This window comes from Limnohabitans rimovensis (SeqCode) (assembly GCF_965234775.1).
Classification (GTDB): Bacteria; Pseudomonadota; Gammaproteobacteria; order Burkholderiales; family Burkholderiaceae_C; genus Limnohabitans; species Limnohabitans rimovensis.
The window spans coordinates 1,358,957-1,371,166 of sequence record NZ_OZ248562.1; the positions used below are offsets into that span (position 1 = coordinate 1,358,957).

Here is a 12,210-nt window from a genome sequence, read left to right on the forward strand (position 1 = left end):
AACCTGGGCTGACCACCACGGCGATGTCAGCCGCGCAACCAGTCCTGGGCCGTTTGATACAGCAGCGCTTGTTCCAGCGTATTGTGTTGCACCAAATCGGGCGTGATGGTCGCGCCTTGCAAAGACTGCATGTAGGTGATGTGGCGATAGGCTTTGGGCAAACTGGCCAAGCGCTCGGCGTCAAGCTTCAACACTGCGCTGGGGTCCACTGGGTCCATGCGGTCTTTTTCATGGATGGGGTGGCGCTGCTGGATGCACCAGCGGCCATGGTGGCGCACAAAAAAATCCAAAAACCGGCCCCAGGCGGTGATGTCCACATCTACACCATCGAGCGGGGCACGCAGCATCAGCACCATGCGGGTTTCGGCCAAGGCTTTGTCACCCAAAAGCTCGATGCTGCTGGCGCCAATCGAATGCAATGACTGCGGGGCATGGGGGTTGTCTGCGCCTTTGATCGATGCGGCGATGAAGTCCTCTGCACTGCCCACCATCCAAGTGGTTTTGACGCTGGCTCCAGGGGCATAACAGCGGCGCAGACCCTCCCATTGGCGGGTATCGCGGCACAACGCCCAATGGCGCACCACCTGCTCAATGGCTTGTGTGTCAGTCACCAGAGATACCGGCTTGCTTCAAAAAGCGCGTCCACTTGTCAGCTTCTGCGCGGGCATAGCTTTCGGCTTCAGCAACCGACATGCCCATCATGCGCCAGCCACCTTTTTCCAAGCGTTGACGCAATTCGGGCTGGGCGGTGACTTTGGCCAGAACAACGCGCAACTTCTCCAGCACGGGTGCTGGGGTTTTGGCGGAGGCAAAAATACCAATCCAGCTTTCCATCTCCAGGCCATCCACACCCGCCTCGCGGGCGGTGGGAATTTGCGGCATGGACTGCTCGCGCCGGGTTCCGGACGTGGCCAAGGGTTTGATGCGACCCGCCTCGATCAGCGGCTGCGCGGTGGTGGTGTTGTCGAAAAACAAATCGACCCGTCCGCCCAACATGTCGGTGTAAGCCGGTTGAGCGCCCTTATAGGGAATTTCGACGATGTCCACTTTGGCCAACTGTTTGAACAACACCCCAGCCACGTGTTGGCCAGACCCGGCGCCGCCTGTGGCCAAGCTCAATTTGCCGGGGTTTTGCTGGGCATAGGTGATGACTTCTCTCAAGGTGTTTTGCGGCAGGTCTTTGCGCGCCACCAAGGTGTAGCTGAAACTGGCCATCAAGCCAATGGGGGTGAAGTCAGCTGCGGTGTACTGCGGGTTTTTGTACAGCCCCAGGTTGAGTGCCATATTGGCCAAACCCCCAACCACCAAGGTGTAGCCGTCGGGCGCAGCGCTGGCCACAAACTGCGTGCCCACCAAAGTGCCCGCACCGGTGCGGTTTTCGACCACGATCGACTGGCCCAGCTCTTGGCCCAATCGCTCAGCCACCAACCGGCCAATCACGTCATAGCCCCCACCGGGTGCGGTGGGCACAATGATGCGAATGGGTTTGCTCGGGTAGGCGGTTTGCGCCAGCACAGGCACGAACCCGGTGGCCACAGTCAAACCAGCAGCCAAGATCCAACGGCGATGAAGTGATTTCATGCGAATTACCTTTATAAAAGCCCAGGCGATCACAAACAGCCGCCCTGGCCCAACCATCACCAACTTGGACACAGCATAGGCCAATCAGCCGGCCCGGCCTGAGCCAGGCCGGCCCAAGCCATCAAGGCATAGTGTGCTTGAGGGCGCGCTCGTAGTACGACAGGTCCAGAAACTTCTCGGGTGCTGGGGCTTGACCGCCCCATTGGCCTTCGATGTCAGCGCGCAAGGCCAGCACATTTTTAAAGCCCTGTAAATCCAGAGCGCAGTCCTTGGACAAGCCGCTGCCAGGCAACATCAACTCGCGGTAGGTCAATTCGGTCAAGCGATCGTCGAGCTTGAGCTCACGCTTGAGCACAGCCAAGACCTGCGCTTTCTGTGTCGGGTCTTGGGCGGCACGGCAGCCCTCGATGTAAGCGGCCATGTAGCGCTCCAAAGCCGAGGCATTGGCCTGCGCCCAAGGGCGCATCACAAACGCACCCACGGCTTGGTATGGCCCGTACAACTCTAACGTTCGACCTAGGCTTTTGGCACCCCGGTCGCGGGCAATGAAGTTCCACGGTGGATTCAGCATGGTGGCCGCACCCGCTGGGGTGTCCAGGCCTTTGGTGCGGGTTTCAGACCCGCCCAAGGGGTCGAGCTTGTAATCACGGCCATCAATCAGGCCAGCATTTTTAAACACTTTGCGGCCAATCAATGCATAAGCGGTGTTGGGCGCGTCCACCACATAAGTGCGGCCACGGATATCGGCAGGCTTGTTGATGTCTTGGCGCACCAGCAACTCGTTCATGCCACCGTCGCCACCAGCGATGATGATGACGTCGTTCTTGGCCACTTCGATCATGGCCACGGCGTTGTCCACCGCTGCATGGGCAATTTCAAATCGACCTGCCGCCAAACCGGCGCGCTGCTGGTCGGAGTTGGGCGTGAACTGCATTTGCAAGGTCAGACCACGGCGCTGGAAATACCCTTTTTCCAAACCCATGTAAATGGGAATATTGCTGCCGCCGCGAAACACATTCACCCGCAGAGTGGCCGGGTCGTTCGCCGGGGCCACCACAGGGGCAGGGGCGGCACAGCCCACCAACAAGGCCAGGGCCGCCCACAGTGGGGCGAAACGCATGCATTGGTTAAACGGTTTCATAAAGGCTCTCCTGGGTTCAAAAGCGTGTCAAAAAAGATTGGCTTGGCACGGGCATTAGTCGCCAGCACCAACGCAGCCCATGCCAACGAATGGGCTCAGGGTGAGGCGTGGGTGATGAATGCCTCGGGCACAGCCTCACCCCATTGGGAATTGAGACCCTCTTCAGCCGGCAGGTAATTGGTGGGGGCATGGACATTGAGCACGTCGCTGTCGCTCCAGTGCTCGTGAACACGTCCCCAGGGGTCTTGCCAGTAGTCATACACCTGGCTGCCCAACACATGGCGGCCAATGCCCCACACGTGTTTGTATTTGTCGGCCTTGCGCAGATGCTGGTGGCCCAGCATGATGTCATCGATGTCTTGCGCTTCAAACGACAAATGGTTCAAACCCGAATTGGGGCCTTCAATGCACAAAAAGGTGTGGTGATCAACAAAGGTTTCACCGCGGTCAACGCGGTTGAAAGAAGCGATCACGTTTTCTTTGTCGCCGGCATACACCTCGTCCGAGCAAATCAGGCCGAACATTTCGCGGTACCACTTGATTTTTTCTTTGGCGTTGGGCGTCATGATCACCGCGTGTGCTGCACGCTTGACCTGGGCCGGTCCTGGCGTCAAGCGCATCAATTCACCAGCGCGGCGCAATTTGTTGTCGCCGGTGTTGACCACGGCCTTGCGCACGGGCAGGGGAGCCACCTGTTGCATGCCACACATGACTTCCATTTGGTAGCCATGGGGATCGCTGATGCGCACCCGCTTGCCGCCACCCGGCTCGTCAATGTTTTCAATGCCACTGGCCCCGGGGGCCTTGGCAAATTGCTTGAGTTGGTCTTCGTTGTCAACAAAAAAGCACAAGCCCACGAACTTGGACGGGCCCAGGTGCGTGACATGGATGTGGTGATTGGGGTCGGTGCCGCGCATGTACAGCGCATCTTTGGTGCGCTCGGCGCGGTGCATGCCAAAGATGGTGAGAAATTCTTCAGCTTGGTCCAAGCTGGGCGACTGCAAGCGGCCAAAGGCCAGGTCAGTGACTTTGACATGGGACATGGTTCATCCTCCTTGTGTTATGCGGCTTCGCCCAAATAGGCTTGGCGTATGTGGGGTTGGGTCATGAGTTCTTTGGGGTTGCCGGTGGTGACAATGCGACCGCCTTCAATCACATAGGCACGCTGCGCCACCTCTAAGGCCAAGGCGGCATTTTGTTCAATCAGCAAAATGGACACGCCACTGGCATGAATTTGTCCAATGGCTTCAAAAACCTGCTGTGTCACCGAAGGCGCCAAGCCCAGTGAAGGCTCGTCGATCAACAGCAACTTGGGATGGGCCATCAGCGCCCGACCAAAGGCCACCATTTGTTGCTGTCCACCTGACAAGGTGCCAGCGGCTTGCCAGCGGCGCTCTTTGAGGATGGGAAACAAGTCATACACCTTGGCCAGTGTTTGCTCGCGCAAAGGCCGCGCAAATGGGCGGTAGCAACCCATGTCCAGGTTTTCTTCCACCGTCATGCCGCCAAACAGCAATCGACCTTCAGGGACGATGGACACGTCCAAGTTGCACATTTGGGTAGCGTTGAGCTTGGTGACGTCCTTGCCGCGCAACAGCAGTTGGCCAGAACGCACCGGCAACAGCCGCATGGCGGTGTTGATCAAGGTGGTCTTGCCCGCTCCGTTGGGGCCCACGATGGACACCAATTCACCCTCATTGATGTGAAAGTCAATGTCCCACAATGCTGGCGCGTCGCCATACGACACATTCAAACTGTGGGCGCTGAACAATGCCTGTTTATCAACCATGGGGCGTCCCCAAATAAGCACTGACCACGGCCGGATCGTTCATCACCTCACGCGGCATACCGCTGGCAATGACTTGGCCGTGGTTGAGCACAATCAAACGGTCACACAACTCGAGCACAGCACGCATATTGTGTTCAATGAAAATAATGGTGGAGCCACGTTGGCGGATCTCGCGCACCAAGGTCACCGCGTTGTTGATCTCCGACGGGGTCAGACCGGCCAGCACCTCGTCAAGCAGCACCAATCGCGGGGATGAGGCCAGCGCACGCGACAACTCCAAAAATTTACGTTGGTGCAAATTCAGCTCTGTCGGCAAGGCCCGTGCCCGATCGGCCAAGCCGACAAACTCCAACCAATACATGGCCTGGGCGGCCGCATCGGCACGCGACAACTGGGTGCTGCCAAACATGCCGGCCAAGGTGGTGTTTTCCAACACGGACAGGCTGGCAAAGGGCCGCGGGATTTGGTAGGTGCGTGCGATGCCCGCATGGGCCGCACGGTAAGAGGGCAAAGGCACCAGGTCTTCGCCTTGAAAAAGGATTCGCCCGGCTTCGGGTTTGTACAAGCCGCTGATGACGTTGACCATGGTGGACTTGCCAGAACCGTTCGGCCCAACCAAGCCCAAAATTTCGCCGCGCCGGGCCTCCAAGCTCACATTTTGCAAGGCCTTCACGCCGCTGAACGACTTGGAGACTTTGTCGATGGTCAACAAAATTTCGCCGGCGCTGCCTTGGGTGGAGATGACCGCTGGCGCCACAGGCGTGGGCAAGGGTGGCAATGCACGCCGGCTTTTAAAACGCTTGATCAATTGGCCCAAGATGCCATCGGGCATGAACAAGATCACCACGATCAAAATCAAACCAATGGCTGCTCGCCCCACCACCGCAGAATCACCAGCCGTGAACGCATACGACAAAGCCGTGATGGCCGTGGCACCTACGGCTGGGCCCAACCAATGGCGCGAACCGCCCAAGACGCTCATCAGGACCACATACAAAGGAACCACAATATTGAACACTTCACCAGCGGTGACGTAGGACACAAACAAGGCATGAACGCCACCCGCCACACCGGCAAAGGCACAAGAAATCGCCAAAGCCTGGAGCTTGAATCGGTAGGTGGGCACACCTTGAACCTCAGCCACGTCTTCATCGTCGTGTATGGCAAACAAGCCCGATCCCAAACGGGCGTTGTAGATGTAGTAAGCCACCCACAAGACCAACATCACCATGGCCAATGCCAACAGATAAAAAGTGGCCGACGGTGAGGGCCCAATCGCAGGGATGGGCACGGCCGACAAATAAACGCCAGGGCCACCGTCAATGGGTGTATTGAGAATGATGGTGGCGATGACAAAGGTCACCGCCAGGGTGAGCAAGCCAAACAATTCACCCCGCAAGCGGCGCAGGCGAAACACCACCGCACCCAAACCCACGCCAAACAAAGCTGGCACCAAGGCCGCCATGGGCAAGGTGTAGAGGAATGGCCAATTGAACTTACCCGCCAAGACGGCCGTGGTGTACATGCCCAAGCCAAAAAACGCCCCATGGCCAAAAGAAAAGTATCCCGAGTAGCCCGACAAAATATTCCATGACGTGGCCAGCACCACCCAATGGAAAACCAAGTACAAAAAGGATTCGTAAAACGCTGGCAATTTGAGCAGGGGCAAGGCCGCCAGGGCCAAACCCACCACCACAAAAATGGTCAATACCCGCTTGTTCACATCAAATCTTTCCAGGGCGCAAGATCAGCACCGCAATCAGCAAAGTGAAAGAGACCAATGGGGCCCATGCAGGTGCTGTCACCGCCATGGTGGCGGCCTCCGACATGCCAATGACAATGCCGGCCACCAGCGGGCCAATCGGGTTGCCCAAGCCACCAATCATCACCGCTGAAAACACCACGCCAATCCAGGCGTAAATTTGTGACGGCGCCAAGGTGAAGCTCAAGGCCAAACAAGCCCCAGCCACGCCGGCAAAAGCAGAGGCCGCACCCGACAACAACAAGGCCAACATGGGCTCATTGACACCAAAGGCGGCGGCCATTTTGGGGTTTTCGGCCATCGCCCGCATCGCCTTGCCAACGGGGGTGTAACGCAACACTGCCCAAGTGACCAGGGCCAAGCCCACCGAAATCAGCAAGGTGAGCAATTCGGGCAAGGGGATGTACATGGCACCGATCTTGAACTTGACCTCAGCGTAATGCGACTCCAGTTTGCGGTAATCGGCCGTCCACACCCATTGGATGAAGCTCTCGATGATCACCGTCAGACCAAAGGTGACCAACAAGGAGTTGAAAGGGGTGACCTTGAAGCGGGCAAACACCCAGTGCATGGCCATGCCGAACACAAAAAAGCCTGGGGCCACAATGAGCAATGTGATCAGCGGGTCCACCCCAAAACTGCTGGACAGTTGATAGGTGAGGTATGCGCCCAAAAACGACAGGGCAAAGTGGGCCAAATTGATTTGGCGCAACATGCCCCAAGACAAGCTCAGACCGAGTCCGAGCAAGCCATAGAGGCCACCGATAAAAAGCCCGGACAGCAAAGACTGTCCGAGCAACTCAAGGCTGGGAAACTGCATTCAAGTCAAGGTATCAAGGCAGCAAATGCTTGACGCCAGGCTTGGCCGAGGCACGGGGCCAAATCACGACCCATTCACCGTTTTGCACCTGCTTGACCTTGGACAGGTCTTCACCATAGTTGTTGGTGCCATCAAACCTCATCGGGCCTTGAATGGTGTTGACGGTGTTCTTTTTCAACCAAGCAGCCATGGCCTTGTCGTCAATGCTCTTGGCGCCATTGACAGCAGCTTCCAGCACCTGCCAGGCGGCATAAGAGGCCGCTGCCTGGGTGTCGACCTGGGTGTCGGGCAAACCGGCTTTGGCAGCGCGCTCGTTAAAAATCTTGGCAAACTCGGTGGCGCCAAAGTTGCTCATCAGCGGGGCGTGTTGCTCAAAGATCGTCATCGCCAAGGCGTTTTTCGCATCAGGCGACTTCAACATCGGGCCGGGTGAAGGCAAGAAATGGAACATTTGCGGCGCGGCGTAGTCGATCTTCTTCATTGCATCGAGCAACAACATGCCTTCCAAGGCAATCACACCCCCCCAAATGAAATCGGGCTTGGCTTCTTTCAAGCGGCTGGCGATGGGACCAAAGTCACGGTTGCCAAAGTCCCACTCCAAATACAACACTTCGGTCAAGCCACGCTTTTTGGCAATGTCGCGCGCACCCACCGACATGAAATGCACCGAAGGAAATTTGGACGTCACGATGGCGATGGTTTTGGGTGGCTTGGGTCCGGCGGCCAATGCATCAAACACCAGGTTGGGACCGGTCACTTCGGGCGATGGACCGGTGGCCCAGGTGGGGAAGTGCATGTCGTACTTGGCCAGGCTGGGGATGCCAAAGGTGTGGTGCACCAAAACCTTGTTGTAGCGCTGGGCCACGCCCATGGCCGACAAAATATTGGCCGTGGCGTAGGGGCCGATCAACAAATCAGCCTTGTCAACCGTGACGATTTGTTCGTACAAGGTGCGGGCCAAGTCGGGCTTGGACTGGTCGTCTTTGAGCACCCACTCGACAGGGCGGCCCAACAAACCGTTTTTCTTGTTCAACTCTTCGACGTAAATTTCGCCGACCAGTTTGTGGATCATGGCCGTGGCCGACAAAGGACCGGTCAGGGCCAAAGTGCCGCCCACTTTGACGGGCGTGCCTGAGGGTGCCGCGAGGGCAGCAGAGCCCAAGCCCATGGCAGCCGTGGCGGACAGGGCCAAAACTGAACGACGAGAAATGGATGCAAAAAATGTCATGGTTTACTCCTGATGCAATCAATCAACATGATAGGCAAAAAAAACGCTGATTCAATCAGCGTAAACCTTAGTGGTTTTGGATCAAGTTGTTCAAATCGCGCATGATCCGCTGGCCTGAGGCCCCCAATGCCGCTTGCTGGCGCACCATATCGGTGAACAGCATCTTGCCGTGGCGTTTTTTGGCCTGACCCGCCACCCACACCGAGTCGATGTTGGCCAAGCTGGTTTGGGTAACCACAGTCGACACAGGGTCATGCACCGGCATCATGTTCAGATCATCGGCGCGCACCATCACGATATCGGCCTGTTTGCCCGGTGTGAGCGAGCCAATGCGGTCTTGCATCTTGAGCATCTTGGCCCCTTCCAAGGTGATCCAGCCCAAGGCTTCGCGTGCACTGATGGTGGTCGTGTCGGGCAATTTTTGATGCTCGACTTTGGACTGGGCATTGTCAAATGCCCGCTGTGAAGCCAAGGCCATGCGCGCCACAGTGAACATGTCGCCACTGATGCAAGACTCCAAGTCCACCCCCAAAGACGGCTGTGCGCCCATGCTGCGCAAACGCCCAGTGATGGCAAACCCATGACCCTGGAACATTTCGGTCTCTGGGGTCAGGGAGAAACTCACGCCTTGGTCGAGCATGAAGCGCAGCTGGGCATCGGTCAAGTCGTTGCCGTGCACGATGTTGTTGTTGTCGCCCAGCAAGCCTTCTTTGGCCAATCGGTCCCAGCCGTCGGGCACGCGGGCTGCAGCACCCGCGCAGTGCATGCTGGCGATCAAACCAAATTCGCGGGCGAGTTTGAAGTCGTCCACCGCCACCTCATAAGTGGAGTAGTGCGGGCCCAAAATGGCCAAACCCAAAGAGAGCAAACTGTCTTGGCTGGCAAAGCGGGTTTTGAGCAAACGCTCAACCTCGCTGCGCGGATGCGGCACTTCCCAAAACGGCTTCTGACCCGGCTTGGGGTCGGGCTTGGGTGAACCATGAAAGAACACCGCCCGAATGCCCGATGCCGCCAGGCCATCAATGCCAGCGTCGGTGTGTGCGGGCGTGGGGTTGTTGTGGCACCAATCGGCCAAGGTGGTGGTGCCACAGTTGATTTGGTTCAGCGCCCCCACCAAGTTGGCAATATGGATGTCGGACGGTTGGAACAAGGTGGCCAATCCGGCGTGCATCTTTTTGAAATATTCGATCACCGTCCAATTGGCCGCCACACCGCGCAAACCGGTTTGCCATGTGTGCATGTGGGCATTGACCAAGCCAGGAATGACGATGGTGCCACTGGCATCGACCACCTGGGCATCATCGGCTTGGATGTGCGGGGCAATGGCGGCGATGCGCTCGCCATCGATCAGCACGTCTCCTTGGGGCAAGTCGCCAATTGTGGGATCCATCGACACAATGGTGCCGCCGCGGATGAGTGTTTTGGTCATGTTCGGCTCTCCTGATGAAATTGCAGGGCGGATTACATCATGACCTGAGAATTTGGCTAAGATGCGCGGCTCTAATCAATCCTCATCACCCTGCGAGATTTCCATGACCCCTGAAATGCAACAACAACTGCGCATCCGCCAATTGGTGGAAAACTGGGCGGTGTACCGCGACGCTGGGCTGTGGGACCGCTTTCGCACTGTGTGGCACGACGATGGCGTGATGATGGCCACCTGGTTTCAAGGCCCATTTGAAGACTTCATCCGCGTCACCATTGAAGGCTGGAACAAGGGTGTGAGCATCCTGCACTTTTTGGGCGGCTCGGCCATCGATGTGCAAGGCACGCGGGCCATTGCCCAAACCAAAATGACCATCTCCCAACGCGGTATGGTGGAAGGCTGTTTGTGCGACGTGGTGTGCACTGGGCGCTTTTATGATTTTTTTGAAGAGCGCGAAGGCCGTTGGGGCTTGGTGCATCGCCAACCGATTTACGAAAAAGACCGCATCGACCCGCTGGACCCGGCGGCCAAACTCGAACTCGACCAAGCTGCGCTGGCCACCTTCCCCGAAGGCTATCGCCACCTGGCCTATATCCAAACCCGGATTGGCTACAACGTGAAAATGGACATGCCCATGCTCAAAGGCGAAGGCGTGCAAGACCTGTACCGCCGTGGTGCCAACTGGTTGGCCGGCAAACCCTTGGAGCGCTGAAGCATGCTGAACCGCCGCCTTACCCTGACCGCCTTGGCCACCAGCGCATGGGGTGTCACACCCTGGACCTTGGCGCAAGAACCCTACCCCAACCGCGCCATCCGCGTCATCGTGCCCCAACCGCCTGGGGGCGGTTTCGATTTTGTCGCCCGCGTGCTGGCCGACAAATTGGCCTTGGTGTTCAAAAACGGCGTGGTCGTCGAAAACCGCACGGGATCGGGCACCTTGGTGGGCACCGAGTTGGCCGCCAAAGCCGCGCCCGATGGCTACACATTGCTGATGGGTTCGGTGTCCAACCTGGTGCTCAATGCGGGCCTGTATAAAAACCTGAGCTACGACCCGCTCAAAGACTTTGAACCGATTGGCTTGGCCGTGGCCTACAGCTACACCTTGATGGGCCGCAAAGACCTGCCCTTCAACAGCCTGGCTGAATTGGTGGCTTATGCCCGTGCCAACCCCGGCAAACTCACTTACGCCTCTGCCGGCAACGGCTCAGGCCAACACATTTTGGCCGCTGCTTTGTGGCATTTGGCCGGGGTGCAACTCACCCACGTGCCTTACCGGGGCGCGCAACCGGCCTACACCGATTTGCTGGGCGCACGGGTGGATGTGTTTTTTGACCTGTCCTCCACGGCCCGCCCCCATGTGGACGCAGGCAGCGTCAAGCCCTTGGCGGTGTCCGGTGCAGCGCGCTTGCCGATTCACCCCAGCGTGCCCACCCTGCGCGAAACCGGTGTCGCGCCCCTGGAGTTGGAGTCCTGGTTTGGTTACTTCGCGCCAGCCAAAACACCGACCGCAGAACTCAACCGCTTGCGCACCGAGTTGCGCAAAGTCATCACCGCACCCGATGTGGTGGAGCGCTTTGAAAAAGCCGGTGGTCGGCCCATGGCGGTCATGGGCGACGATGCCAAAGCCTTACAGCGGCGCGACATCGAGCGTTGGGTGCCGTTGATCAAAGCCGCCGGCATTCAACCCGAGTGAGGGTGAATCTTTTCAATCCCAGCGAGGTTTGATTCAAGCTGTGGGTTCAGGCCGGTTGAAACGGGCGTACAAAGGGTCGTGCATGCCAGCCTCAGAAAAGCCCTTGGCCCGCAATTGACACGAGGCGCAAGCCCCACAGGGCTCGCCTTGCGGGCCCGGGTCGTAACAGCTGCTGGTGAGGGCATGGTCCACCCCCAAGGCCACACCTGCTTGAATGATTTGCGCTTTGTTCATGGCCATCAACGGCGCGTGAATTGTCAAACGTTTGACGCCTTCCACACCCGCCTTGGTGGCCAAGTTGGCCATGTGTTCAAAAGCCTCAATGTATTCAGGTCGGCAATCCGGGTAGCCTGAATAGTCCAAGGCATTGACCCCCATGAAAATATCAAAGCTGCCCAAGGTTTCAGCCCATGCCAAGGCATAACTGAGAAACACCGTGTTGCGTGCGGGCACATAGGTGATCGGAATTCCGCTTTGATCAGGGCTTGCTTGCGCCCCTTTGGGTACGGCCACGTCGGCCGTCAAAGCCGAGCCGCCAAACGCCCGCAAGCCCACATCGACCGTGATGTGATGGCGCAGGCCCATGCGCTTTGCCACCGCCTGGGCGGCTTGCAACTCCACCACATGCCGCTGCCCATAACGAAAGCTCAAGGCATGCACCTCAAAGCCTTGCTGCTGGACCATGGCGACCACGGTGGAAGAGTCCAAACCCCCGCTGAACAAGACAACGGCTTTGGGCAAAAGACTGGGTGACATGAACTGCTTTCGGA

12 protein-coding genes are annotated in these 12,210 nt (G+C 57.9%); 2 read left to right on the forward strand and 10 right to left on the reverse strand.

Going from position 1 to position 12,210, the window contains the following annotated elements; genetic code table 11:
- Nucleotides 1-26: 26 nt before the first annotated feature.
- From AC8GFZ_RS06655 to AC8GFZ_RS06695, 9 genes are all read right to left on the reverse strand, one after another.
- Nucleotides 27-611 (reverse strand): nuclear transport factor 2 family protein, encoded by a 585-nt coding sequence (locus tag AC8GFZ_RS06655; protein ID WP_506643564.1) that lies wholly within the window; start codon nt 609-611, stop codon nt 27-29.
- Nucleotides 604-1,581, reverse strand: coding sequence for a Bug family tripartite tricarboxylate transporter substrate binding protein (locus AC8GFZ_RS06660; RefSeq protein ID WP_506643566.1), 978 nt, complete (start codon nt 1,579-1,581; stop codon nt 604-606). The genes AC8GFZ_RS06655 and AC8GFZ_RS06660 overlap by 8 nt, the downstream gene beginning before the upstream one ends.
- Before the next feature lie 121 nt (nt 1,582-1,702).
- A complete protein-coding gene (locus tag AC8GFZ_RS06665) occupies nt 1,703-2,722 on the reverse strand; it encodes an ABC transporter substrate-binding protein (protein ID WP_506643568.1) in 1,020 nt (339 codons plus the stop codon).
- A gap of 95 nt (nt 2,723-2,817) precedes the next feature.
- The gene (locus tag AC8GFZ_RS06670) at nt 2,818-3,765 is read right to left on the reverse strand and encodes a VOC family protein (protein WP_506643570.1); all 948 of its coding nucleotides are present in this window, start codon (nt 3,763-3,765) and stop codon (nt 2,818-2,820) included.
- Between the two features lie 17 nt (nt 3,766-3,782).
- Nucleotides 3,783-4,511 carry an ABC transporter ATP-binding protein gene (locus AC8GFZ_RS06675; protein WP_506643572.1) on the reverse strand — a complete coding sequence of 243 codons (729 nt, stop codon included), beginning with the start codon at nt 4,509-4,511 and terminating at the stop codon, nt 3,783-3,785.
- Nucleotides 4,504-6,234, reverse strand: coding sequence for a branched-chain amino acid ABC transporter ATP-binding protein/permease (locus AC8GFZ_RS06680; RefSeq protein WP_506643574.1), 1,731 nt, complete (start codon nt 6,232-6,234; stop codon nt 4,504-4,506). Before AC8GFZ_RS06680 ends, AC8GFZ_RS06675 begins: the two co-directional genes overlap by 8 nt.
- Before the next feature lies 1 nt (nt 6,235).
- Nucleotides 6,236-7,093 (reverse strand): branched-chain amino acid ABC transporter permease, encoded by an 858-nt coding sequence (locus AC8GFZ_RS06685; protein ID WP_506643576.1) that lies wholly within the window; start codon nt 7,091-7,093, stop codon nt 6,236-6,238.
- Between the two features lie 13 nt (nt 7,094-7,106).
- On the reverse strand, nt 7,107-8,321 hold the full coding sequence (locus AC8GFZ_RS06690; protein WP_506643578.1) for an amino acid ABC transporter substrate-binding protein: 1,215 nt from the start codon (nt 8,319-8,321) through the stop codon (nt 7,107-7,109).
- 67 nt (nt 8,322-8,388) lie between these two features.
- The gene (locus AC8GFZ_RS06695) at nt 8,389-9,750 is read right to left on the reverse strand and encodes an amidohydrolase family protein (protein ID WP_506643580.1); all 1,362 of its coding nucleotides are present in this window, start codon (nt 9,748-9,750) and stop codon (nt 8,389-8,391) included.
- 103 nt (nt 9,751-9,853) lie between these two features.
- Here AC8GFZ_RS06695 and AC8GFZ_RS06700 point away from each other — a divergent pair, with 103 nt between their 5' ends.
- Nucleotides 9,854-10,459 carry a nuclear transport factor 2 family protein gene (locus AC8GFZ_RS06700; protein ID WP_506643582.1) on the forward strand — a complete coding sequence of 202 codons (606 nt, stop codon included), beginning with the start codon at nt 9,854-9,856 and terminating at the stop codon, nt 10,457-10,459.
- A gap of 3 nt (nt 10,460-10,462) precedes the next feature.
- Entirely contained in the window at nt 10,463-11,440 is a 978-nt protein-coding gene (locus AC8GFZ_RS06705) for a Bug family tripartite tricarboxylate transporter substrate binding protein (protein ID WP_506643584.1), read from the forward strand.
- 33 nt (nt 11,441-11,473) lie between these two features.
- Here AC8GFZ_RS06705 and queC read toward each other — a convergent pair whose 3' ends face one another.
- Entirely contained in the window at nt 11,474-12,196 is a 723-nt protein-coding gene (gene queC / locus AC8GFZ_RS06710; RefSeq protein ID WP_506643586.1) for a 7-cyano-7-deazaguanine synthase QueC, read from the reverse strand.
- Between the last annotated feature and the right edge of the window lie 14 nt (nt 12,197-12,210).

Excerpts from the sequence above, each read along its gene's own strand:
- AC8GFZ_RS06705 (WP_506643584.1), top strand. The coding sequence starts at position 10,463 with ATGCTGAACCGCCGCCTTACCCTGACCGCCTTGGCCACCAGCGCATGG.
- AC8GFZ_RS06685 (WP_506643576.1), bottom strand. The coding sequence starts at position 7,093 with ATGCAGTTTCCCAGCCTTGAGTTGCTCGGACAGTCTTTGCTGTCCGGG.
- AC8GFZ_RS06675 (WP_506643572.1), bottom strand. The coding sequence starts at position 4,511 with ATGGTTGATAAACAGGCATTGTTCAGCGCCCACAGTTTGAATGTGTCG.
- queC (WP_506643586.1), bottom strand. The coding sequence starts at position 12,196 with ATGTCACCCAGTCTTTTGCCCAAAGCCGTTGTCTTGTTCAGCGGGGGT.
- AC8GFZ_RS06670 (WP_506643570.1), bottom strand. The coding sequence starts at position 3,765 with ATGTCCCATGTCAAAGTCACTGACCTGGCCTTTGGCCGCTTGCAGTCG.
- AC8GFZ_RS06700 (WP_506643582.1), top strand. The coding sequence starts at position 9,854 with ATGACCCCTGAAATGCAACAACAACTGCGCATCCGCCAATTGGTGGAA.
- AC8GFZ_RS06695 (WP_506643580.1), bottom strand. The coding sequence starts at position 9,750 with ATGACCAAAACACTCATCCGCGGCGGCACCATTGTGTCGATGGATCCC.
- AC8GFZ_RS06690 (WP_506643578.1), bottom strand. The coding sequence starts at position 8,321 with ATGACATTTTTTGCATCCATTTCTCGTCGTTCAGTTTTGGCCCTGTCC.
- AC8GFZ_RS06665 (WP_506643568.1), bottom strand. The coding sequence starts at position 2,722 with ATGAAACCGTTTAACCAATGCATGCGTTTCGCCCCACTGTGGGCGGCC.
- AC8GFZ_RS06660 (WP_506643566.1), bottom strand. The coding sequence starts at position 1,581 with ATGAAATCACTTCATCGCCGTTGGATCTTGGCTGCTGGTTTGACTGTG.